General features: G+C 68.1%; 22 protein-coding genes. 15 read left to right on the top strand and 7 right to left on the bottom strand.

Going from position 1 to position 21814, the window contains the following annotated elements:
* Positions 1–4 precede the first annotated feature (4 nt).
* The 9 genes from recR (at position 5) to DTO57_RS09680 (ending at position 8175) form a co-directional block, all read left to right on the top strand.
* Positions 5–598: a recombination mediator RecR gene (gene recR / locus DTO57_RS09720; RefSeq protein ID WP_114118039.1), complete on the top strand. Its 594-nt coding sequence runs from the start codon at positions 5–7 to the stop codon at positions 596–598.
* 86 nt (positions 599–684) lie between these two features.
* Positions 685–1989 carry an aspartate kinase gene (locus DTO57_RS09715; RefSeq protein ID WP_114118038.1) on the top strand — a complete coding sequence of 435 codons (1305 nt, stop codon included), beginning with the start codon at positions 685–687 and terminating at the stop codon, positions 1987–1989.
* 76 nt (positions 1990–2065) lie between these two features.
* Positions 2066–2521: a GNAT family N-acetyltransferase gene (locus DTO57_RS09710; RefSeq protein ID WP_114118037.1), complete on the top strand. Its 456-nt coding sequence runs from the start codon at positions 2066–2068 to the stop codon at positions 2519–2521.
* Positions 2522–2730: 209 nt separating this feature from the next.
* Positions 2731–3789, top strand: coding sequence for an aspartate-semialdehyde dehydrogenase (locus DTO57_RS09705; protein ID WP_114118036.1), 1059 nt, complete (start codon positions 2731–2733; stop codon positions 3787–3789).
* Positions 3790–3856: 67 nt separating this feature from the next.
* Positions 3857–5302 carry a malate dehydrogenase (quinone) gene (mqo, locus tag DTO57_RS09700; protein ID WP_114118035.1) on the top strand — a complete coding sequence of 482 codons (1446 nt, stop codon included), beginning with the start codon at positions 3857–3859 and terminating at the stop codon, positions 5300–5302.
* Between the two features lie 147 nt (positions 5303–5449).
* Complete coding sequence (locus tag DTO57_RS09695) at positions 5450–6112, top strand: thymidine kinase (protein WP_114118034.1); 663 nt, start codon at positions 5450–5452, stop codon at positions 6110–6112.
* A gap of 9 nt (positions 6113–6121) precedes the next feature.
* Entirely contained in the window at positions 6122–7141 is a 1020-nt protein-coding gene (galE, locus tag DTO57_RS09690) for a UDP-glucose 4-epimerase GalE (RefSeq protein ID WP_114118033.1), read from the top strand.
* A gap of 214 nt (positions 7142–7355) precedes the next feature.
* Positions 7356–7751 (top strand): helix-turn-helix transcriptional regulator, encoded by a 396-nt coding sequence (locus DTO57_RS09685; RefSeq protein ID WP_114118358.1) that lies wholly within the window; start codon positions 7356–7358, stop codon positions 7749–7751.
* 10 nt (positions 7752–7761) lie between these two features.
* Positions 7762–8175, top strand: coding sequence for a VOC family protein (locus tag DTO57_RS09680; protein WP_114118359.1), 414 nt, complete (start codon positions 7762–7764; stop codon positions 8173–8175).
* 79 nt (positions 8176–8254) lie between these two features.
* Here the strand turns inward: DTO57_RS09680 and DTO57_RS09675 are convergent, their stop codons facing one another.
* Complete coding sequence (locus tag DTO57_RS09675; RefSeq protein ID WP_114118032.1) at positions 8255–9112, bottom strand: dihydrodipicolinate synthase family protein; 858 nt, start codon at positions 9110–9112, stop codon at positions 8255–8257.
* A gap of 201 nt (positions 9113–9313) precedes the next feature.
* Here DTO57_RS09675 and DTO57_RS09670 point away from each other — a divergent pair, with 201 nt between their 5' ends.
* The 4 genes from DTO57_RS09670 to DTO57_RS09655 all read left to right on the top strand — a co-directional run bounded on the left by DTO57_RS09670 (position 9314) and on the right by DTO57_RS09655 (position 12531).
* Positions 9314–10576 carry an MFS transporter gene (locus tag DTO57_RS09670; RefSeq protein ID WP_162785730.1) on the top strand — a complete coding sequence of 421 codons (1263 nt, stop codon included), beginning with the start codon at positions 9314–9316 and terminating at the stop codon, positions 10574–10576.
* Positions 10573–11574, top strand: coding sequence for a nucleoside hydrolase (locus tag DTO57_RS09665; RefSeq protein WP_114118030.1), 1002 nt, complete (start codon positions 10573–10575; stop codon positions 11572–11574). Before DTO57_RS09670 ends, DTO57_RS09665 begins: the two co-directional genes overlap by 4 nt.
* A gap of 130 nt (positions 11575–11704) precedes the next feature.
* A complete protein-coding gene (locus tag DTO57_RS09660; RefSeq protein WP_114118029.1) occupies positions 11705–11857 on the top strand; it encodes a ribbon-helix-helix protein, CopG family in 153 nt (50 codons plus the stop codon).
* Entirely contained in the window at positions 11854–12531 is a 678-nt protein-coding gene (locus DTO57_RS09655) for a hypothetical protein (RefSeq protein ID WP_114118028.1), read from the top strand. The genes DTO57_RS09660 and DTO57_RS09655 overlap by 4 nt, the downstream gene beginning before the upstream one ends.
* A gap of 459 nt (positions 12532–12990) precedes the next feature.
* Here DTO57_RS09655 and DTO57_RS09650 read toward each other — a convergent pair whose 3' ends face one another.
* From DTO57_RS09650 to DTO57_RS09625, 6 genes are read right to left on the bottom strand one after another with little or no spacing between them, the layout of a single operon-like run.
* A complete protein-coding gene (locus DTO57_RS09650; RefSeq protein ID WP_114118027.1) occupies positions 12991–13569 on the bottom strand; it encodes a CoA-binding protein in 579 nt (192 codons plus the stop codon).
* 34 nt (positions 13570–13603) lie between these two features.
* The gene (locus DTO57_RS09645; protein ID WP_114118026.1) at positions 13604–14938 is read right to left on the bottom strand and encodes an O-acetylhomoserine aminocarboxypropyltransferase/cysteine synthase family protein; all 1335 of its coding nucleotides are present in this window, start codon (positions 14936–14938) and stop codon (positions 13604–13606) included.
* Entirely contained in the window at positions 14935–16881 is a 1947-nt protein-coding gene (acs, locus tag DTO57_RS09640; RefSeq protein WP_114118025.1) for an acetate--CoA ligase, read from the bottom strand. The genes DTO57_RS09645 and acs overlap by 4 nt, the downstream gene beginning before the upstream one ends.
* Positions 16881–17690 (bottom strand): ABC transporter permease, encoded by an 810-nt coding sequence (locus DTO57_RS09635; protein WP_114118024.1) that lies wholly within the window; start codon positions 17688–17690, stop codon positions 16881–16883. The genes acs and DTO57_RS09635 overlap by 1 nt, the downstream gene beginning before the upstream one ends.
* The gene (locus DTO57_RS09630) at positions 17687–18760 is read right to left on the bottom strand and encodes an aliphatic sulfonate ABC transporter substrate-binding protein (protein ID WP_114118023.1); all 1074 of its coding nucleotides are present in this window, start codon (positions 18758–18760) and stop codon (positions 17687–17689) included. The genes DTO57_RS09635 and DTO57_RS09630 overlap by 4 nt, the downstream gene beginning before the upstream one ends.
* Positions 18757–19698, bottom strand: coding sequence for an ABC transporter ATP-binding protein (locus DTO57_RS09625; protein ID WP_114118022.1), 942 nt, complete (start codon positions 19696–19698; stop codon positions 18757–18759). Before DTO57_RS09625 ends, DTO57_RS09630 begins: the two co-directional genes overlap by 4 nt.
* Before the next feature lie 128 nt (positions 19699–19826).
* On the opposite strand from DTO57_RS09625, the gene DTO57_RS09620 reads away from it, so the two are divergent.
* Both DTO57_RS09620 and DTO57_RS09615 read left to right on the top strand, forming a co-directional pair.
* Complete coding sequence (locus tag DTO57_RS09620) at positions 19827–20516, top strand: FadR/GntR family transcriptional regulator (RefSeq protein ID WP_114118021.1); 690 nt, start codon at positions 19827–19829, stop codon at positions 20514–20516.
* 13 nt (positions 20517–20529) lie between these two features.
* Entirely contained in the window at positions 20530–21762 is a 1233-nt protein-coding gene (locus tag DTO57_RS09615; protein ID WP_114118020.1) for an alpha-hydroxy acid oxidase, read from the top strand.
* The last annotated feature ends 52 nt before the right edge of the window (positions 21763–21814 follow it).

Here is a 21814-nt window from a genome sequence, read left to right as displayed (position 1 = left end):
ACCCATGTACGACGGAATCGTCCAGGAACTGATCGACGAGCTCGGGCGTCTGCCCGGCGTCGGCCCGAAGTCGGCCCAGCGCATCGCGTTCCACATTCTGCAGACGCCGAGCTTCGACGTCTCGCGCCTCGCCAAGCTCCTCGCGGAGGTCCGCGAGCGCGTGAAGTTCTGCGAGCGGTGCGGCAACGTGTCCGAGGCCGAGCTGTGCGCAATCTGCCGCGATCCGCGCCGCGACCAGACGCTGATCTGTGTCGTCGAAGACGCGAAGGACGTCTCGGCAATCGAGCGCACGCGCGAGTTCCGCGGGCTTTACCACGTGCTCGGCGGCGCGATTAACCCGATGGCGGGCGTCGGCCCGAACGAGCTGCGCATCCGCGAGCTCATGACGCGCCTCGCCGATGGCACGGTGCAGGAGATCATCCTCGCGACGAACCCCAACCTCGAGGGCGAGGCGACCGCCGCGTACCTCAGCAGGCTCATGGGCGACATGGAGATCGCGGTGACGCGGCTCGCATCCGGCCTCCCCGTCGGCGGCGACCTCGAGTACGCCGACGAGGTCACTCTCGGCCGCGCCTTCGCGGGCCGCCGCTCGGCATAGGCCGATTCTGAGCTTGCCGGTCGCACGGCATAAACTAACCAGGCGCGCGATTCCGCGCGCATTCTGATCACTCCAGGAGCGTCATAGTGGCATTGATCGTGCAGAAGTTCGGTGGTTCGTCGGTCGCGGATGCGGAGAGCATTAAGCGCGTCGCGAAGCGAATCGTCGACACCCGCCGCGCGGGCAACGACGTCGTCGTGGCCGTCAGCGCGATGGGCGACACGACCGACGACCTTCTCGACCTCGCCGGCGCCGTCGCCCCGACGCCCGCCCCGCGCGAACTCGACATGCTGCTCTCGAGCGGCGAGCGCATCTCGATGGCGCTCCTCGCCATGGCGATTCACGGCATGGGCTACGAGGCGCGCTCCTTCACGGGCAGCCAGGCGGGCATGATCACGACCGCCGAGCACGGCCACGCCCGCATCCTCGACGTCACGCCCGTGCGCCTGCGCGAGGCACTCGACGAGGGCGCGATCGTCATCGTCGCCGGCTTCCAGGGCTTCAACCGCGACACCCGCGACATCACGACCCTCGGTCGCGGCGGATCCGACACGACCGCCGTCGCGCTCGCCGCGGCCCTCGAGGCCGACGTCTGCGAGATCTACAGCGACGTCGACGGCATCTTCACGTGTGACCCCCGCGTCGTGCCGCTCGCCCAGAAGCTCGACACCATCGACGCCGACGAGATGCTCGAGCTCGCCGCCAACGGCGCCAAGGTTCTCTACATCCGTGCCGTCGAGTACGCTCGCCGCCACAACGTCCTCATTCACGCTCGCTCGACCTTCACGTCGAACGAGGGCACGTACGTTCTCGGCAAGGGCATGACCGCGCCGAACCACTCCAAGGGAGAAGAAATGTCCGACGTCATCGGTAAGGAAGAGCCCGTCGTCGCGGGCGTCGCGATCGACCGCAGCCAGGCGAAGATCACGCTCGTCGGCGTTCCCGACGTGCCCGGATCGGCGTCGGCGATCTTCACCCGCGTCGCGAAGACCGGCGCGAACATCGACATGATCGTGCAGAACGTGCAGTCGGCGAGCCGCGGCCGCACCGACATCTCGTTCACCCTCCCGAAGGAGGAGGGCGCGGCCGTCGCGAAGCAACTCCAGGCAGAGCAGGATGACCTCGGCTACGAGCAGGTCGTGTTCGACGACCAGATCGGCAAGCTCTCGGTTGTCGGCGCCGGCATGCGCTCGCACTCGGGCGTCTCGCTCACGCTCTTCGAGGCGCTCTCGAGCAACGGCATCAACGTCGAGATGATCTCGACGAGTGAGATCCGCATCTCGGTCGTCCTCCGCGACACCGACCTCGACGGCGCCGCCCGCGCCGTCCACACGGCCTACGGCCTCGACAGCGACATCGAAGCCACGGTCTACGCCGGCACCGGCCGCTAAACCGACTCGCGAAGACGCCGCCCCGTTCCGACGGGGCGGCGTCTTCGCGTTCCCGCCACCGGCTACTCTGGACCGCATGACTGCCGAGATCGCTATCCGCACCGTCACCTCCGACGATAAAGAGGCATGGGGCCGCTTGTTCCGCGGGTATCGCGATTTCTACGGCATGGAGCCGGACGAGCGTGTGATCGAGACCGTATGGGGCTGGCTGACGGATCCGGCGCACGAGCTCGTTGGCCACATTGCCATCCACGATGGTCGTCCCGCCGCAATCGCGCACTGGCGCCGGTTCGCGCGCCCGTCGCGAGGAGCGACGGCCACCTTCCTCGACGACTTGTTCACGGATCCGGAGCTGCGCGGGGAAGGGATCGGGTCCGCGCTGATCGCCAACCTGCAGCGCGTCGCGAGCGAAGAAGGCCTGAGCGAGGTTCGCTGGATCACTTCGGAGGCGAACACCGATGCGCAGCGCCTCTATAACCGCGTCGCCGACCGAGTGCCGCTCTACACATACATCGCCGCGCCAAAGCCGTAGCCCCGAACCGCCCCGGCCGCCGGCCCCCCGTACACAACGACGCAAATTTTTCGCTGAATTGCGGTGAATGCCGGGGTAGAGGCCACCTCGGCGCAAAATTTGCGTCGTTGTGTACACGGGGGCAGGGGCGCCGGGTGGGGAGGGGACGGTGTGGGCCCCAGAACCGGTAGAATCAAGGGAATTTCCGTCACTGAACCACGAGGATACCCATGGCACGCATTGCTGAATCCGGAGTTTCGCTCGCCGTCGTCGGCGCTACCGGTCAGGTCGGTGGCAAGCTGCTCGAGATTCTCGACGAGCGCGATTTCCCAATTCGCGATCTGCGCCTGTTTGCCTCGCCGCGTTCCGCCGGCAAGACGCTCAGCTACCGCGGCGTCGAGGTGACGATCGAAGACATTAACAGCGACGAGCTCGGCGGCATCGACGTCGCGCTGTTCTCGGCCGGTGGCGGCCCCTCGAAGGAGCACGCCCCGCGCTTCGCCGCGGCCGGCGCGACCGTCGTCGACAACTCGAGCGCATGGCGTGGCGACGACGAGGTTCCCCTCGTTGTCAGCGAGGTCAACCCGCACGCGATCAAGAACGCCGTCAAGGGCATCATCGCGAACCCCAACTGCACGACGATGGCGGCCATGCCCGTTCTGAAGGTGCTCGACGCTGAGGCCGGCCTTGAGCGCCTCATCGTGTCGACCTACCAGGCGGTTTCCGGATCCGGTCTCTCGGGTGTCGAGGAGCTCGCGGGCCAGGTCGAAAACGCGGTCGCGCAGGGCACGATCCGCCAGCTCGCGCACAACGGATCCGCGGTCGACTTCCCCGCGCCGAACAACTACGTTGCTCCGATCGCGTTCGACGTGATCGCGCTCGCCGGCAACCTCGTCGACGACGGCCTCGGCGAGACCGACGAAGAGAAGAAGCTGCGCAACGAGAGCCGCAAGATCCTCGAGCTCCCGGAGCTGCGCGTCTCCGGCACCTGCGTGCGTGTACCGGTGTTCACGGGCCACTCGCTCAACATCAACGCCGAGTTCCGCGACGAGATCTCGGCCGATCGTGCCCGCGAGATCCTCAGCACCGCGCCGGGCGTCCAGCTCGCCGACGTGCCCACGCCGCTCGAGGCTGCGGGCAAGGACGCGAGCTTCGTCGGCCGCATCCGCCCCGACCAGTCGGCGCCGGAGGGCAAGGGCCTCTCGCTGTTCATCTCGAACGACAACCTGCGCAAGGGCGCGGCGCTGAACACGGTTCAGATCGCCGAGCTCGTGGTCGCACAGGCGTAAATCGCGCACCCCTGGGCGCCTGGACGTGGAACTCACGCCCAGGCGCCCAGGAGTAGGGTTATAGACCGTGACTGAATCCGTAGATGTCGTGCTGATCGGCGGCGGCGTGATGTCCGCCACCCTGGGCACTCTCCTCAATGAACTGCAGCCCGATTGGAAGATCGTGGCGTTCGAGCGCCTGGGCGATGTCGCGCTCGAGAGCTCGAACCCCTGGAACAACGCGGGCACCGGACACTCGGCGCTCTGCGAGCTGAACTACATGCCCGACGCATCCGACCCGTCGAAGGCCGTCGGCATCAACGAGCAGTTCCAGGTGAGCCGCCAGCTCTGGTCGAGCTTCATCGACAAGGGCATCCTCAAGGAATCTTCGACCTTCATCAACTCGACCCCGCACATGACCTTCGTGCAGGGCGAGAAGGACGTCGCCTACCTGAAGGCACGCTACGAGACGCTGAAGAAGCAGCCCCTCTTCAAGGGCATCGAGTACAGCGAAGACTCGCGCGTCATCAACCAGTGGGCGCCGCTTCTCATGCAGAAGCGCAAGAAGGGCGAGGTCTTCGCCGCGACGCGCGTTCCCGCCGGTAGCGACGTCGATTTCGGATCCGTCACCCACCAGCTCTTCGACCACCTGCGTTCGCAGGGTGCCGAGGTTCGCCTCAACCACGAGGTGAAGAAGCTGAAGAAGAAGGCCGACGGCACGTGGGACATCACGTTCCGCAACCGCATCGGCAGCGGCCCGGGCCGCATCAACGCGAAGTTCGTCTTCGTCGGCGCCGGCGGCTGGGCCATCAAGCTCCTGCAGAGCTCGGGCATCCCCGAGATCAAGGGCTACGGCGTCTTCCCGATCGGTGGTCAGTTCCTCAAGACCTCCGACCCCAAGCTCGTCGCGCAGCACCAGGCGAAGGTCTACTCGCAGGCCGCGGTCGGTGCCCCGCCGATGTCGGTCCCGCACCTCGACGCCCGCCGCGTCGACGGCGAGGGCTCGCTCATGTTCGGCCCCTTCGCGACATTCAGCCCGAAGTTCCTGAAGACGGGTAGCTGGCTCGACATCGTGCGCCAGGTGCGCGTGTCGAACCTGGGCTCGATGCTCAAGGTCGGCGCCACGAACCTCGACCTCGTGAAGTACCTCGTCTCCGAGCTCATGAAGAGCCGCGAGAAGAAGATCGAGAGCCTCCGCGAGTTCATGCCGACCGCCGACGGCGCCGACTGGGAGCTCATCCAGGCCGGCCAGCGCGCGCAGGTCATGAAGGGCGGCAAGCTGCAGTTCGGCACCGAGGTCGTCTCGTCGGCCGACGGGTCCATCGCCGGCCTCCTCGGCGCCTCGCCGGGCGCATCGACGGCCGTGTCGATCATGCTTAACCTGCTGAACACCTGCTTCCCCGAGCACAAGGGCGAGTGGGAGCCGAAGCTGAAGGCCCTGATCCCGACCTATGGCGTGACGCTGAACGACAAGACGTCGCTCGCGATCGAGACCGAGGCCGGCACGGCCGAGAAGCTCGGCCTGCAGGTCTGATCCACGTAAGAATCGCCGTCGGGTACGCCCGGCGGCGATTCTTCGTGCGCCGGAACTGCGGAGATGGCCCCGAACTGCGGATCCTTCGGGGCCTGCGGTCCGCACTTCGGGGCCATCTCCGAAGCACGGGATCGCTAAAGTAGTCCGGTGGCCAAACTGTATTTCCGCTACGGCGCGATGAACTCCGGCAAATCGACCGCGCTCCTGCAGGCCGCGTACAACTACGAGGAGCGCGGCCAAGCCGTCCTCCTCGCCAAGCCCGCGATCGACACGAAGGGCGCCGAGAAAATCGAGTCGCGCCTCGGCGTCACGCGCGACGTCGACTTCCTCGTCGCCCCCGATGCGAGCGTCCGTGAGCTGTTCGCGAGCGAACGCGAGCGGATCCAGAACCGCGGATCCCATGCCCTCTTCGAGGGCGAGACGCGCGAGGACGTCGCGTGCCTACTCGTCGACGAGGCGCAGTTCCTGTCGACGCGGCAGGTCGACGACCTGTTCCGCATCGCCGTCGAAGACGGCATCCCGGTGATGGCCTACGGGATCCGCACCGACTTTCAGACCGAGGCGTTCCCCGGATCCGCGCGCCTGCTCGAGATCGCGCACTCGCTCGAAGAGCTCAAGACCATCTGCCGCTGCGGGCGCAAGGCCCTGTTCAATGCGCGCAAGATCGGCGGCGAGTTCGTGTTCGATGGGGATCAGGTCGCGATCGACGCCGCCACGGCAGCGGTGCGGGATGAACACTTCGTGACATATGAGTCGCTGTGTGGCACCTGCTACCTCGAAGAATCTGGGGGAGTGCTGACGCCCCGGTAGGGTGGAGGCATGCGAGTACTTCTAGCCGGCGGAGCCGGATACGTCGGAACCCACACCGCGATCGCACTCATCGAGGCCGGGCACGAGCCCGTGTTGCTCGACGACCTGTCGAACACCTCAGCCGTCGTCACCGAGCGCATCGCCGAGATCACCGGCACCTCCATCCCGCTCGTCACCGGCGATGCCGCCGACGACGAGGTCGTCGAGAGCGCGTTCGACGCTCACGGCCCGTTCGACGCGATCATCCACTTCGCGGCGCTCAAGGCCGTCGGCGAGTCGGTGCAGAAGCCGCTCGAGTACTACGCCAACAACCTCGACACCACGTACGCGCTGCTGCGCGTCGGCCTCGCCCGCGGCATCTCGTCGTTCGTGTTCTCGTCGACGGGGACTGTCTACTCGGATCCCGCCGACCTGCCCTTCACGGAAGAGGCGACCCGCAACCTCGTCGCGCTGTCGAACCCCTACTCGAAGTCGAAGCTCATGAACGAGGTCGCCCTGACCGACATTCAGAAGGCCAACCCCGAGATCAACGTCACCCTGCTGCGCTACTTCAACCCGGTCGGCGCGCACGAGTCGGGCCTCGTCGGCGAAGACCCCAAGGGCATCCCGAACAACCTCATGCCGTTCGTCGCCCGCGTCGCCGTCGGCAAGCTGCCCGAGATCGGCATCTTCGGCAACGACTACGACACCCCCGACGGAACCGGCCAGCGCGACTACATCCACGTCGTCGACCTCGCCGAGGGCCACGTCAAGGCGCTCGAGAAGGCCGAGGCCGGCCTCGTCTCGTACAACCTCGGCACCGGCAACCCTGTCAGCGTGCTCGAGCTCGTCGCCTCGTTCGAGAAGGCCGCAGGCAAGGAGCTGCCCAAAGCCATCAAGCCGCGCCGCGAGGGCGACCTCGCCGCCACCTACTGCACCCCGGCGAAGGCAGAGCGCGAGCTCGGCTGGAAGGCCACCCGCACCATCGACGACATGACGCGCGACGTGTGGAACTGGCAGCAGAAGAACCCGGGCGGCTACGAGGGCTAGTTTTTCGCCCGCGGTCGGAAGATAGTTTTGCTTCGGTCGCTCGCGGGCGCCCAGTCACGAAAGGGGATCCGTGGTTTTTTACCACGGATCCCCTTTCGTGACAGCCCGAGGCTCCCTCTCGCAAAACTATCTTCCGACCGCTCATCTTCGACGGGTACTTTTGCGTGTGAGAGGGAGGGGTGGGCAGGTGGAGCTGAATCCTGATCTTGTGGCGATGCGTCGGGTGCGCGATGCGATGGATCGCGATTATGCGCAGCCCCTCGATGTCGAGCAGCTCGCGCGCCTCGTGCACATGTCGGCGGGGCACCTCAGCCGAGAGTTCAAGCGCGCGTATGGCGAGTCACCCTATTCCTACCTCATGACGCGGCGCATCGAGCGCGCGATGGCGCTCCTGCGCCGCGGCGACGTGAGCGTGACCGAGGCGTGTTTCGCCGTCGGATCCTCGTCGCTCGGCACCTTCAGCACCCGCTTCCGCGAGCTCGTCGGGATGTCGCCGAGCGAGTTCCGCGAACGCGCGAAGACGGATCCGCAACACCTGCCGTCTTGCGTCGTGAAGCAGGCCGCGAGACCGGTCAGGAATCGAGAAGCGCCGCCGCTCGCACCCCAATAGCGTGGTTGTCATGACGAACATGACGATTCACACCACCGCCCTTCCGCTCGTCGACGCCGAGGCCTCGCTGGTCTTCTGGCGCGACGCCGTCGGCTTCGAGGTGCGCAGCGAGGTGGGCCAGGGCGATATGCGCTGGATCACCGTTGGCCCCGCCGGAAAGCCCGACACCTGCATTCTGTTGCAGCCGCCGTTCGCGGATCCCGGAATCTCCGATGGCGAGCGCCAGGCCATCAGCGACCTCATGGCGAAGGGCAGCTTCGGCTGGATCCTGCTCGGCTCCGACGACGTCGACACCGACTTCGCGCGGATCCAGGCGCACCCGTCGGTCGAGGTCATCCAGGAGCCGACCGACCAGCCCTACGGCGTGCGCGACTGCGCCTTCCGCGACCCGGCCGGCAACACCGTGCGCCTCCGCCAGGTCTAACTCCACAGGGTCTAACTTCGAGGGTCGCCAAAAAATGCCGCCCCGGGGCACCCGGAGGCGGCATTTTTTGGCGACCCAACTACATGCCGAGGTGCGCGAGGATGTCCGCCAGCCGGGCGCGCTGCGGATCCGTGAGCCCGATGAGCGGGCGCGGGAGGCACGCGGGCGCGGCCCAGCCATTCTGCTCGGCGATGGCGGCCATCACGCGGAGCCCGCCGCCCGCCTCGGCGAAGAGATCCCACAGCGGATTCAGCGCGGCGTCGTCTCCCGTCTCCCAGACGCGAAGCGCGATCTCGGGCAGCGTTCCCGCGAGCACCGAATACCAGGCGTCGTAGCCCGCCTCGCGGCACCCGACCGCGAACCCGTCGCCCGAGAATCCAACCGATACGTGCGGCGGCACCAGTGACCGGATCCGCTCGAGCAGGGGAGCGGCCTCGGCGAGCGGACGCCCGGGAACCTTGATCGACGCGATGCGCGGCAGCTCCGCGACGCGCGCGTACATCTCGGGTGTGAAGGTGTACCCGGTTGTGCGCGGATTGTCGTAGATGACGATGGGGAGGTCGGTGGCCGAGGCCACGTCGCGGAAGAGGCCGAAGACCTCGTCGTCGCCGAGCGGCTGATACGACACCGGAGCGAGCAGCAGTGCGGCGGCTCCCGCCGACGCCGCGTCGTCGGCGTGCTCGATGACGTGGCGCGTGCGGGTGGCGCCGATGCCGGCGAGAACGGGCGTCGCACCCGCGTTCTCCACTGCGATCGCGATTGCGGCCGCGCGCTCGTCGCGGGAGCAGTATGCGTAGGATCCCGTGGACCCGAGCGCCGTCACTGTCGCGACCCCCGACGCCACGACGCGCGCAACGAGCGCCGCGTACGCGGCCTCATCCAAGCGATCCTCGTCCAACGGGGTGAGGGGAAAGGCGCTGACGCCGCGGTGTTCCATTCCCCGAGCGTACTTCAGAGGGTCGCCAAAAAATGCCGCCCCGGGGCACCCGGAGGCGGCATTTTTTGGCGACCCAACGTTCGTTCCCAGGAACCGGAGATGCAAACCGGTTGACCAATCGTTTAGACTCGCAGAGTTAATACCGAGGAACGTTTGGTTTCCGTCCGTGGAATGCCATCCGGTCGCGCTCGAAGGAGAGTCATGTCACAAGCCCGCACTGCCCGAAGCAGCTGGTGGTCCGCCACGATCGCCGGAATGGCGTCGTATCTCGACGGTGCGATCACCGTCGGTACCGGATCCGCGCTGGTGCTGTATCAAGACGACTTCGGCCTCTCGGGCAACCAGATCGGGCAGCTGAACGCGCTCCTCACGGTCTGCTTCGCGATCGGCGCGCTGACGGGCGGACGCCTCGGTGACCGCCTCGGCCGTCGCCGCGTGTTCTCGGCGACGATGATCCTGCTCGTCATCGGTGCGGTGCTCATGAGCTTCGCGATCAACCCGGCGATGCTCTACGCGGGCGTGATTCTGCTCGGCGCCGGCGCCGGAGCCGACCTCCCCGTGTCGCTCGCGATGATTGCCGAGACGGCGCCCGAGGGCAAGGTCGGCAAGATGATCACCTACTCGCAGTACCTCTGGCTGATCGGCATCGTCGCGGTGCTGGTGATCGGATCCGTGTTCGGCGGGCTCGGCACGCTCGGCGGCCGCATCTACAACATCCACGTGCTGGTCATCGCGGCGCTCGTGCTCATCTTCCGCATGGGCCTCCCAGAGTCTAAGACCTGGACCGAGACGCAGAACATTGCCCTGAACGCGGGCGCGAAGCCCCAGCAGGCAACGCTCCGCGACCTGTTCAGCAGCCGCTTCCGCTGGCCGCTCATCGCGACCGCTCTGTTCTACGTGCTGCTGATGATCGCCCTCAACACCAACGGCCAGTTCTCGAGCTACGTGTGGGTCGAGGCAGCCGGATCCACCGTGCAGATCGCGTCGCTCTTCTCGCTCGTCGGCCTCGCCGTGAGCTTCATCGGCACCGGCATCATGATGCGCATCGTTGACACGAAGTGGCGAAAGATCGCGTTCGTGATCGCGACGATCGTCAATGTCGGATCCTTCGCCGTCGTCGCCATCTTCGGCGCCCACGTCTGGTCGCTCGTCGCCCTCGGTGTGCTCTTCTCGCTCGGTGGTGCGATCGCGGGCGAGCCCATGTACAAGGTCTGGTCGCAGGAGCTCTTCCCGACCCAGTTCCGCGCGACGGCCCAGGGCATGACGATGTTCGCCGCGCGCCTCGTCGCCGCGCTCGTCGCCCTCGTGACCCCCGCGCTCATCGCCTGGAACGTCAACGGCTTCTACTGGGTGCTCGCCGGAGTCACGCTGCTCTCGTGCCTCGTGGGCATCTTCTGGATCTTCCGGATCCCCGCCGCCGACGACTCCGAGGTCGACGCCGCGCCGGTCGAGGTGCGCGCATGACCCGGGCGCGCGTGATCGTCGATAACGACTTTTCCGCGGATCCGGACGACCTCGTACAGCTCGCCCACCAGGCGCTCTCGCCCTCGGCGGATCTGCGGTTCGTGATCGGATCCCACCTCCGCCCGGGCGACGGATTCGACCCGAGCGCGACGCAGGCGGCGAACGCCGCCGCGATCGCGCGCGACCTGCTCGCGCGGTGCGGGCGCGACGACGTTCGGGTGCTCACCGGATCCGAGATCGCGCTCGTCGACGGATCCGCGCACGACACCGAGGCCGCGCGGGCGATCATCGCGGAGGCTCTCCGCGACGACACCGACGCTCCGCTGTACTACTGCGCGGGCGCGGGCCTCACCGACCTCGCGAGCGCGCTGCTTCTCGAGCCGTCGATCGCGAGCCGCATCACGCTCGTGTGGATCGGCGGGCTCGAGTACGAGCACGCGACGCCGCCCCCGCAGGCGGATCCGGTCGAATACAACCTCGCGATCGACATCCCCGCGGCGGGCGTCGTCTTCGACCAGCCCGAGATTACGATCTGGCAGCTGCCGCGCGACTCGTACCGCCGCGCGCTGATGTCGTTCGCGGAGATCAACACGCGGATCCGGCCCCACGGCGAGCTCGGTGCGTACCTCGCCGACTCGCTCGCGTCGGTCGCGGCGATGGTCTCGCGGCACGGCATGGATCTGGGAGAGACGTACGTGCTGGGCGACAGCCCGCTCGTGCTGCTGAGCACCCTGCAGTCGTCGTTCCAGCCCTCGCCGTCGTCGTCGACGTTCCACGACTACCACCGGCCCGCGATCGCTGCTGACGGCACGTACGCGCCGCGCGCGGCGACGGATCCGGCGGCCGAGTCGTTCGTGCGGGTCTACGACCTGATCGACAACCGGCTGATGTTCGACGACCTCGTCGCGAAGCTCGCGCTCCACGCCGCCGGCAACATCGCTGCCGCGGCGCCCGCGTATGTGGGGTATCGCCTGGCCCACCACGCCCTCCTCGCCTAAGTTTGGGTCGCCAAAAAATGCCGCCCCGGGTGCCCCGGAAGCGGCATTTTTTGGCGACCCTTGGTGTGCGTGAGGTTTGTCGACGGGCCCTGGCGTTGCGCCCACGAGAAGCGATTGCTAAATTGCTAGCATGATAGCAAGCGATAAGGCGCAGTTCAACGTGTACCTGCCGAAAGACCTCGTGCGCGAGGTCAAGCATCGCGCGATTGACGAGGGCATCAGCCTGTCTGCCCTCGTCGAGCGGGTGCTGCGCGCCGAACTCGAGGAAGAGGCGGAGAAATGACCGCGGTTCAGCAGATTGTCTACGCGCGTGACACCGCGGCGTGGCACCGGATGGCCGAGGCAATGGGGCTCGTCGCGCCCTACCCGGCGACGCCCGAGTGGGCCGAGTTTCATGGGCAGGGCTCGCTTGCGATCCATCACGCGACCGACGCGCACCCCGCCGGATCCGTCGACCTGCACCTGCTCGTAGACAGCCTCGACGACGCCGAAAGCGCGCTTGCCGACTGGGGTGTCACCCGTGAACTCATGGAGGGCGTCGGCGACCTGCTCAAGGTCCCCGGGATCACGATCGCGGAGGGATCCGTGCCCGCTCGCGAGGGTGCGCTGGCGATGCAGCCGATCTGGTTCGCCCCCGATATCGACCGCCCGCGCCGGATCTTGGAGGCGCTCGGGCTGCGCGCGAGCATCGCCGCCGACCGCGGCGGCTGGGTCGATTTCGCGAGCAACTCCGGATCCGTCGGTCTTCACCACGCGGACGCGGAGTCGGTCGGCCCCTCGTTTGTCGCGCTCGAACTCGAGCACCTCGCGGCGTCACTGCGCGACGCGGGTTTCGATGCCGCGATCATCGACGAGGCCTACGGTCGCACGGTCCGCTTCCCGGATCCCGACGGCATCGGCGAGGTCTGGATCAACGAGCCGCAACTCGACATGCACGGCTACCACCGCGAGGACTGACCCCGAACTGCGGAAGTGGCCCTGATCTGCGGATCCGGGCCGAGGGATCCTCCGCAGTAAGGGTTCATCCCCGCAGCTAGGGCTCGGCGGGTTGCTGACCCGTAGCTGCGGAGGTGGCCCCGATCTGCGGAACAAGATCGAGGGATCCTCCGCACTTTGGGCTCATCTCCGCAGTACGGGACCAGGGCCCCGCGCGGTACAGGCCTGGAGGCGGGTAGGTGGTCCCGAACTGCGGAAGTGGCCCCGATCTGCGGAGCCGGCCGGAGGAATCCTCCGCAGTAAGGGTTCATCCCCGCAGCTAGGGCTCGGCAGGCTGCTGACCCGAAGTGCGGAAGTGGCCCCGATCTGCGGAACAATCCCGAGGGATCCTCCGCAGTTAGGGGCCAACTCCGCAGCACCGGACCAAAGCCCCACCCAACACGAAGGGCCCGCCGAAGCGGGCCCCACGAATGACAAGAACTACCGCGAAACGACCTGGCGCTTCGACGAGATGACTCCGGTGTCGAAGCCCGACAGGTGCAGGCCGCCGTGGAAGCGGGCGTGCTCGATCTTGACGCAGCGGTCCATGACGACCGATAGGCCGGCGTCTTCGGCGATGGCGGCGGCCTCCTCGTTCCAGGATCCGAGCTGCAGCCACAGCGTCTTCGCGCCGACCTCGACGGCCTCGCGGGCGACGCCCGGCAGGTCATCATGCTTGCGGAACACGTCGACGATGTCGGGAACGACCGGCAGGTCCTGCAGCGACGCGTAGGCGGGCTGGCCGAGGATCGACGTCTCGCGCGGGTTCACGAAGTACACGTCGAACGGCGAGCTCGACAGCAGGTAGGTGCTGACGAAGTAGCTCGCGCGCGCCGGGTTGTTCGATGCGCCGACGATCGCGATCGACTTCGTGCGGCGAAGGATCCCGAGGCGGGCTCCCGCGCCCGGGCCCTGCCAGGTGCGCCCGGCGTGGGCGGGATCCACGTCGGTGGAGACGGGCGTGGGCGGCGTGAACGCGCAGGCGTCTGCCGGGGGAGTGAACTCACATGCATCGGTCATCGGATACCTCCTGCAAGGGTCAACGCGCGGGCGTTCATCGGGATTCCCCCGTGGCGATCGTGAGGGCCTGGTCGAGGTCCCAAATGATGTCTTCCGGATCCTCGAGGCCGACCGAGAAACGGATCAGGTCGGCGGGGGCGCCGGCGGCCGCGAGCTGCTCGGGCGAGAGCTGCTGGTGGGTCGTGGTGGCGGGGTGCAGGATCAGCGTGCGGGCGTCGCCGACGTTCGCGAGGTGGCTCGCGAGCTGCACGGATTCGATGAGCTTCTCGCCAGTCGCGCGGGCGGCGACCATGCGCTCCTCCTCGGAGGCGAACTCGCCGGAGGGGCGCACGCCGAACGCGAAGACGGATCCGGGGCCGAGGGGGAAGTACTTCTGCGCGCGCTCGAAGTGCGGGTGCTCGTCGAGGCCCGACCACGTGACGTACGAGATGCGGGGATCCGAGGCGAGCCATTCGGCGACGGCGCGCGCGTTCGCGACGTGCGCGTCCATGCGCTGCGGCAGCGTCTCGACGCCCTGCAGCAGGATGAACGCCGACTGGGGGCTCAGCGACGGACCGATGTCGCGCAGCTGCTCGCTGCGGAGCTTCGTGAGGAATCCGTACTCGCCGAAGTTGTCCCACCAGCGGATGCCGCCGTACGACTTGACCGGCTCGGTCATCGTCGGGAACTTGCCGTTGCCCCAGTTGAACTTTCCGGACTCGACGACGACGCCACCGAGGGTGGTGCCGTGGCCGCCGATGAACTTCGTGGCCGAGTGGATCACGATGTCGGCGCCGTGCTCGATCGGGCGCAGCAGGTAGGGGCTCGCGAGGGTCGAGTCGACGACGAGCGGGATGTCGTTGTCGTGCGCGACCTTGGCGAGGCCCTCGAGGTCGGCGACCTCGCCGCCGGGGTTCGAGATGACCTCGGCGTAGACCACCTTGGTGTTCTCGCGGATCTCCTTGCGGAAGTCTTCGGGGTCGTCGCTCTCGACGAACGTCGTCTCGATGCCGAGGCGGCGCAGGGTCACGTCGAGCAGCGTGACGGTGCCGCCGTAGAGCTGCGCCGACGCGACGACGTGGTCGCCGGCGCCGAGGAGCGCCGTGAAGGTGATGTACTCGGCGGCCATTCCGCTGGCCGTGGCGACCGCGCCGATGCCGCCCTCGAGCGATGCGACGCGCTCTTCGAAGGCCGCGACGGTCGGGTTGCCGATGCGCGAGTAGATGTTGCCGTACTTCTGCAGCGCGAAGAGGTTCGCGGCGTCCTTGGCGTCGTCGAACACGAACGACGACGTCTGGTAGATCGGCACGGCGCGCGCGCCGGTCGTGGCGTCGGGGGTGCCGCCGGCGTGCAGCGCACGCGTGCGGAAGCCGAACTGATGCTCGCTCATGAGTTCTCCTTCTGGTGGGTCGCAACGGCGAGCTTCACGCCGTCAACGGCCCAGGGGTTCTGCAAACTCGTCGTATCGCCGAGCGTATCGCCCTGCCACACCTGCGCGAGCAGGCGGCGCAGGATCTTGCCCGAGCGCGTCTTGGGAATCTCGTCGACGAAGACGATGTAATTCGGCTTCGCGATCGGGCCGATGTCGTGTGTCACCTGGCGGCGAAGCTCGTCGGGGTCGGCGGTGCCCGCGGATCCTGCGGTCACGAACGCGACCACGGCCTGTCCCGTAAGGGGATCGTGGACGCCCGCGACGCCGGCTTCGCCGACGCCGGCGTGCGAGACGAGCGACGACTCGATCTCGATCGTCGAGAGCCGGTGGCCCGAGACGTTGACGACGTCGTCGAGGCGGCCGAGGATCCAGATGTAGCCGTCCTCGTCGATCGTCGCGCCGTCACCCGCGACGTAGTAGCCGCGGTCGGCGTACTGCGACCAGTACGACTGCTTGTAGCGCTCGGGGTTGCCCCACACGGTGCGGGCCATGCCGGGCCACGGGTGGCGCGACACGAGGGTGCCGGAGCGACCGGGGGCGACGGGGTCGCCGGCCTCGTCGACGACGGCCATGTCGATGCCGGGGAGCGAAACGGTCGCGGATCCGGGCTTCAGCGTCGTGACGCCGGGAAGCGGAACGATCATCGCGGCGCCGGTCTCCGACTGCCACCACGTGTCGATGATGGGGCACTCGCCGCGGCCGTAGTTGCGGTGGAACCACACCCACGCCTCGGGGTTGATCGCCTCGCCGACGGTGCCGAGCAGGCGCAGCGACGAGATGTCGTAGTCGGTCGGGATGTTCTCGCCGAACCACGTCATGAAGGTGCGGATGAGCGTCGGCGCCGTGTAGTAGACGGTGACGCCGTAGCGCTCGATGACCTCGAGGTGGCGGGCCTGGTGCGGCGTATCGGGCGTGCCCTCGTAGATGACCTGCGTGAGGCCGTTCGACAGCGGGCCGTAGATCTCGTAGGTGTGGGCCGTGACCCACGCGAGGTCGGCGGTGCACCAGTGCACGTCGTCGGGCTTGGCGTCGAAGTGTGCCCAGTGCGCCCAGCTCGTGTGCGTCAGGTATCCGCCGACGGTGTGGACGAGGCCCTTCGGCTTACCGGTGGTGCCCGAGGTGTAGATGATGAACAGCGGGTGCTCGGAGTCGAACGCCTCGGCCTCGTGGGTGTCGGGCTGCGTCTCGACGACGTCGTGCCACCAGACGTCCCGCCCGTCGGTCCACGGCACGTCCTGGCCGGTGCGGCGCACCACGAGGACGTGCTCGAGGTCGGGCAGGTCTGCCGCGGCCTCGTCGGCGGCGCTCTTGACCTCGACCTGCTTGCCGCGGCGGTTCTGGCCGTCGGTCGTCACGAGCAGCTTCGCGCCCGTGTCTTCGAGGCGGAAGCGCACGGCGTCGGCCGAGAAGCCGCCGAAGACGAGCGAGTGCACGGCGCCGATGCGGGCGCAGGCGAGGGCGATGACGACGGTCTCGACGAGCACCGGAAGGTAGACGACGACGCGGTCGCCGGGGCCGATGCCGAGCGACAGCAGGCCGTTTGCGGCCTGCGCGACGCGGCGCTGCAACTCGGCGTAGCTGACGGCCTCGCGGTCGCCGGGCTCGCCCTCGAAGTACAGCGCGACCTTGTCGCCGTTACCCGCGACGACGTGGCGGTCGACGCAGTTGTAGGCGACGTTGATCTTGCCGCCGACGAACCACTGCGCGGCCGGGATCGACGGATCCCACGTGTGCGCCGTGTGCCAGGGCTCGGCCCAGTCGAGGCGGCGGGCCGCGCCCTCCCAGAAGGCGACCGGATCCGCGTTTGCGGTCTCGTAGATCGACGCGTCGACGTTCGCCTGCGCGGAGAAGGCCGCCGGCGCCGGGAAGGTGCGCGTCTCGTTCAGGCGAAGCTCAGTCATCACAACCACCTTTTCAGAACGGCCTTCTCGAACATGACGAGGATCGCGTTCGAGATGGTGCCCAGGAGGGCAAGCAAGACAATAGCGAGCAGGATCCGGTCGACGCGACCGGTCTGCTGGGAGTCGTTGAGCATCCAGCCGAGGCCCATCGAGGCGCCGAGGAGCTCGGCGGCGACGAGGAACAGCCAGGCCTGGGCGAGCGCGAGGCGCAGGCCCGAGACGACCGAGGGCACGACGGCGGGAAGCTGCACGGTGCGGAAGAGGCTCCAGCCGCGGAGCCCGAACGAGCGACCGGCCTCGACGAGCTGCGGGTTCACGTGGCGCAGCGCGTCGGCGACGGTCGTGTAGACGGGGAAGAACGCACCGATCGCGACGAGGGTGATCTTCGATTCCTCGCCGACCTGCAGCCAGAGGATGAGCAGCGGAACCCACGCGAGCGAGGGCACGGCGCGGAGGGCCACGAGCGTCGGGGCGAAGAGCACGCCGCCGACCTTCGAGAGGCCGACGATCGCGGCGAACGCGAGCGCGATGACGGACCCGACGAGGAAGCCGACGACGACGCGCTGCGTCGAGATCGCGATGTGCAGCCAGAGGTCGCCGCGCTGGATCTGCTCCTGCGCGGCCTCGACGACCGACCACGGCGTGGGAAGGCGATACGGGGGAACGAAGCCGCCGACGGTCGCGATCTGCCACGCCGCGATGATGACGATCGGCACGACGAATCCGCCGGCGATCTTCACCCACGTACGCGACCACAGGGGCGTGAGCTGACGCTCCGCCCCTGTGGCCTGAAGTTGGTCGTGCGTCACGAAGTCGCCTCGACCGCGAACTCGTCGAAGACGATCTCGCTGATCGCCTTGTCGAGGACCTCCTGGCCGCCCGAGACGTCGCCCGACTCGGCGATGATCGGCGCGATCGTGTTCAGCACGTCGACCTGGGCCTGGCCGGGAACGCCCGAGACGTCGAGGTTCGAGCGCTCGTTGATCACGGTCTTCGCGACCTCGATGTCGATCGTCGCGGCGTCGGCGAGCAGCTGGGCCGTCTCGTCCGGGTTCTCGAGCGCCCACTCGCGGGCCTCTTCGTACGTGTCGACGACGACCTGCGCGAGGTCGGCGTGGTTGTCGATGAAGTCTTCCGTCGCGTTGAGGAAGCCGTAGGTGTTGAAGTCGACGTTGCGGTAGATCAGCTGGTCGCCCGACTCGAGTTCGGCCGCGCCCATGATCGGGTCGAGGCCCGCCCACGCGTCGACGGATCCGCCATCGAGCAGCGCGCGGCCGTCCGCGTGCTGCACGTTCTGCACCGTGACGTCGTCGAGCGAGAGGCCGCCGGCCTCGAGCGCCTGCAGCAGGAAGAAGTAGGGGTCGGTCGCCTTGGTCGCGGCGACCTGCTTGCCCTTGAGGTCTTCGATCGAGGTGATGTCGCTATCGGGGCCGACGACGATCGCCGACCACTCCGGCTGCGAGTAAATGTCGATGACCTTGATCGGCGAGCCGTTCGCGCGCGCGAAGAGCGCGGCGGATCCGGCGGTCGATCCGACATCGACGGATCCGGAGCGCAGCAGCTCGTTGGCCTTGTTACTGCCGGCCGACTGCAGCCACTCGACCGTGACGTCGTCGCCGAGCTTGTCCTCGAGCAGACCCTGCTCCTTGATCACGAGGCTCAGCGGGTTGTAGGTGGCCCAGTCGATCGAGAGGGTGTCGCTCGACCAGCCGCCCTCGGGCGCCTCGACGGAGCCCTCCGCGGGGGCGTTGTCGTTCGTCTCGGCGGCCGAGTCGGTCGATGCGTCGCTGTTCTCACCCTGCACGCAGCCGGCGAGCATCATTGCCATCACACCGGCGACGGCGGTCGCGGGAATGAAACGGCGGGAAATGGTGCTCATGCGTTCTCCTTGGAGGTGTGGGTGTTGTGGTGGTGCACGCCGAGCCCGTCCAGCAGGCTCGAGCGCAGGTCTGTGATGGCGCGCGCCGCGCGGTCGCGCGGGCGCTCGCCCGGCACGGTGATGACGCGGGCGACGGATCCGCTGCGGTCGGGCGCGTGAGCGACCTGGTGCGCGGTCGACTCGTGGGCGCCGGCGGATCCGGCCGCGCCGATCGCGGCCCCGGATCCGAGGGCGACGACCTGCGCGCGCGGGCGCTCGGGCGCCGCGGCGTGCAGGTTGCGGAGCAGCAGGACGCGGTCGGCGAGATACAGGGCCTCCTCGACGTCGTGCGTCACGAGGAGGATCGTCGTGGGCTGCGCGCGGTGGATTTCGAGCAGCAGGTCGTGCATCTTGAGGCGCGTGAGCGCGTCGAGGGCGCCGAACGGCTCGTCGAGCAGGAGCACGCGGGGGCTGCGGGCGAGGGCACGGGCGAGCGAGGCGCGCTGCGCCATGCCGCCGGACACCTCGCGCGGGCGCTGGTCGGCCGCGTGCGTCAGGCCGACGAGCTCGAGCAGCTCGGCGACGCGCGCCTTCGCGTCGGCCTTCTTCGTGCCGCGGGGCAGCCCCAGGGCGACGTTCTGGGCGATGGTGCGCCAGGGCAGCAGGCGCGGCTCCTGGAACGCGATCGCGGTCGATTCGTCGTGCGCGTGCGTGACGGATCCGTCGAGGGTGATGGATCCGGCGGTCGCGCGGTCGAGGCCGCCGACGAGGCGAAGCAGCGTCGACTTGCCGCAGCCCGAGGGGCCGACGACGGCGACGATTTCGCCCGGCGAGAGCTCGATGTCCACGTCGCGCAGGACAGTGCGGGCGCCGTCCTTCGTGGGGAAGGTGCGCTCGACATCGGTGAGGCGAACGGCGCCTGCGGGCGCGCTAGAACGCGTGATATCGAGTGTGGACATGCCTTCCAGGATGAGTGATCATACGCGCTCGCTCCAAAACGGCCCGCAATATGGCGACACATGCCCGTTTGCTCACCGGGTGTGAGTGGCGTTACTGTGGTCAGACCACACCACATCGGGAGGATCGCATGGCGGAAGCCAAGGCGTGGCGCGTCGTGCTGTCGCACGTCGAGCGCCAGCTTCGATCCGGCGACCTCGGCCCCGGCGACCGGCTGCCGGGGGAGCGCGACCTCGCGACCCAGCTCGGCGTCGGTCGCTCGAGCGTCCGCGAGGCGCTACGCGTTCTCGAGGTGATGGGCGTGCTGCACACGGCAACCGGATCCGGACCGCGCTCGGGCGCGGTCATCACGACCGCGGCCGCCTCCGGGCTCGCCCAGGTGCTCGGCCTGCAGGCGGCCGCGCAGGCGTTCGACTTCGACGATGTCGTCGAGACACGCCTCGTTCTCGAAACGTCCGTCGCCGCGAAACTGGCGGCCGCGCGCCGCGCGCCGGCCACCGGATCCGAGCTGCTCGACGCGATGGACGACGAGACGCTCACCCCCGACGAGTTCCTGGCGCTCGACGCCAGGTTCCACGGCCTCCTCGCGGAGGAGACCGGCAACGCGGTCTTCGCCGCGATCATGACCGGCCTGCGCGCCGCGATCGAGACGTACGTGCAATCGCGTGCGCACGAGATCGACGACTGGGAAGCCGCGCGCGCACGGCTTCAGCGCGAGCACCGCGGCGTGCTCGACGCGATCTCCGCTGGCGATGTCGACGAGGCACGCACGCGGATCCACGACCACATCAACGGTTATTACGCGCAGACGCGCGCATAAGGAAGGTATCCATATGGTCCAGCGCCAATTCCCGAAGCCCACCGAGGTGATGGAATTCCTCAAGATCAAGCTGCCGGAGTTCGGTAAGGACGCACGCCTGAAGAAGGCGTACACGATCTACGACCTGCGCACCATCGCGAAGCGCCGCACCCCCGCGGCGGCGTTCGACTACACCGACGGTGCGGCCGACCAGGAGCTGTCGATGCAGCGCGCCCGCCAGGCGTTCGAAGACATTGAGTTCCACCCCGACATCCTGAAGCCCGCCGCCAACGTCGACACGACGACCGAGATCCTCGGCGGCACCTCGGCGCTGCCGTTCGGTATCGCGCCGACGGGCTTCACCCGCCTGATGCAGACCGAGGGCGAGACCGCCGGCGCCGGCGCCGCGGGCGCCGCGGGCATCCCCTTCACGCTCTCGACCCTCGGCACCACGTCGATCGAGAACGTGAAGAAGGCCAACCCCGACGGCCGCAACTGGTTCCAGCTCTACGTCATGCGCGACCGCGAGATCTCGTACGGCCTCGTCGAGCGCGCCGCGAAGGCGGGCTTCGACACCCTGCAGTTCACGGTCGACACCCCGATCGCCGGTAACCGCCTGCGCGACGGCCGCAACGGCTTCTCGATCCCGCCGCAGCTCTCGCTCGGCACGATCGCCAACGCCCTGCCCCGCCCCTGGTGGTGGATCGACTTCCTCACGACGCCGAAGCTCGAGTTCGCGTCGCTGTCGACGACGGGCGGCACCGTGGGTGACCTGCTCAACTCGGCGATGGATCCGACCATCAGCTACGAAGACCTCAAGGTCATCCGCGAGATGTGGCCGGGCAAGCTCGTCGTGAAGGGCGTGCAGAACGTGCCCGACGCGGTCAAGCTCATCGATGAGGGCGTCGACGGCATCATCCTGTCGAACCACGGCGGCCGCCAGATGGACCGCGCGCCCATTCCCTTCCGCCTGCTGCCGCAGGTCGTGAAGGAGGTCGGCAAGGACGCGACCGTCATGGTCGACACCGGCATCATGAACGGCCAGGACATCGTCGCCTCGATGGCCCTCGGCGCCAAGTTCACGCTCGTCGGCCGCGCGTACCTCTATGGCCTCATGGCCGGTGGGCGCGAGGGCGTCGACCGCATGATCGAGATCCTCTCGAGCGAGGTGCGCCGCACGATGGCTCTGCTGGGTGTCTCGTCGATCGAGGAGCTCGAGCCGCGCCACGTGACGCAGCTCACGCGCCTCGCCCCGGTGCAGAACTAACCCCCCACTCTGCAATTCTCCGCCAACTCATCAGCGAATCGCTGATGAGGGC

The sequence above is a fragment of the Microbacterium sorbitolivorans genome (assembly GCF_003327285.1).
Taxonomy (GTDB): domain Bacteria; phylum Actinomycetota; class Actinomycetes; order Actinomycetales; family Microbacteriaceae; genus Microbacterium; species Microbacterium sorbitolivorans.
This window is presented reverse-complemented; position numbering and strand designations above follow the sequence as displayed.

What these genes read in the sequence shown, in the direction of transcription:
- DTO57_RS09620 (WP_114118021.1), top strand. Translation starts at nt 19,827, where the DNA reads ATGGCGGAAGCCAAGGCGTGGCGCGTCGTGCTGTCGCACGTCGAGCGC.
- DTO57_RS09680 (WP_114118359.1), top strand. Translation starts at nt 7,762, where the DNA reads ATGACGAACATGACGATTCACACCACCGCCCTTCCGCTCGTCGACGCC.
- DTO57_RS09625 (WP_114118022.1), bottom strand. Translation starts at nt 19,698, where the DNA reads ATGTCCACACTCGATATCACGCGTTCTAGCGCGCCCGCAGGCGCCGTT.
- DTO57_RS09655 (WP_114118028.1), top strand. Translation starts at nt 11,854, where the DNA reads ATGACCGCGGTTCAGCAGATTGTCTACGCGCGTGACACCGCGGCGTGG.
- DTO57_RS09650 (WP_114118027.1), bottom strand. Translation starts at nt 13,569, where the DNA reads ATGACCGATGCATGTGAGTTCACTCCCCCGGCAGACGCCTGCGCGTTC.
- galE (WP_114118033.1), top strand. Translation starts at nt 6,122, where the DNA reads ATGCGAGTACTTCTAGCCGGCGGAGCCGGATACGTCGGAACCCACACC.
- DTO57_RS09615 (WP_114118020.1), top strand. Translation starts at nt 20,530, where the DNA reads ATGGTCCAGCGCCAATTCCCGAAGCCCACCGAGGTGATGGAATTCCTC.
- acs (WP_114118025.1), bottom strand. Translation starts at nt 16,881, where the DNA reads ATGACTGAGCTTCGCCTGAACGAGACGCGCACCTTCCCGGCGCCGGCG.
- DTO57_RS09710 (WP_114118037.1), top strand. Translation starts at nt 2,066, where the DNA reads ATGACTGCCGAGATCGCTATCCGCACCGTCACCTCCGACGATAAAGAG.
- DTO57_RS09630 (WP_114118023.1), bottom strand. Translation starts at nt 18,760, where the DNA reads ATGAGCACCATTTCCCGCCGTTTCATTCCCGCGACCGCCGTCGCCGGT.
- DTO57_RS09685 (WP_114118358.1), top strand. Translation starts at nt 7,356, where the DNA reads ATGCGTCGGGTGCGCGATGCGATGGATCGCGATTATGCGCAGCCCCTC.
- DTO57_RS09675 (WP_114118032.1), bottom strand. Translation starts at nt 9,112, where the DNA reads ATGGAACACCGCGGCGTCAGCGCCTTTCCCCTCACCCCGTTGGACGAG.
- DTO57_RS09645 (WP_114118026.1), bottom strand. Translation starts at nt 14,938, where the DNA reads ATGAGCGAGCATCAGTTCGGCTTCCGCACGCGTGCGCTGCACGCCGGC.
- DTO57_RS09665 (WP_114118030.1), top strand. Translation starts at nt 10,573, where the DNA reads ATGACCCGGGCGCGCGTGATCGTCGATAACGACTTTTCCGCGGATCCG.
- DTO57_RS09705 (WP_114118036.1), top strand. Translation starts at nt 2,731, where the DNA reads ATGGCACGCATTGCTGAATCCGGAGTTTCGCTCGCCGTCGTCGGCGCT.
- recR (WP_114118039.1), top strand. Translation starts at nt 5, where the DNA reads ATGTACGACGGAATCGTCCAGGAACTGATCGACGAGCTCGGGCGTCTG.
- DTO57_RS09670 (WP_162785730.1), top strand. Translation starts at nt 9,314, where the DNA reads ATGTCACAAGCCCGCACTGCCCGAAGCAGCTGGTGGTCCGCCACGATC.
- DTO57_RS09660 (WP_114118029.1), top strand. Translation starts at nt 11,705, where the DNA reads ATGATAGCAAGCGATAAGGCGCAGTTCAACGTGTACCTGCCGAAAGAC.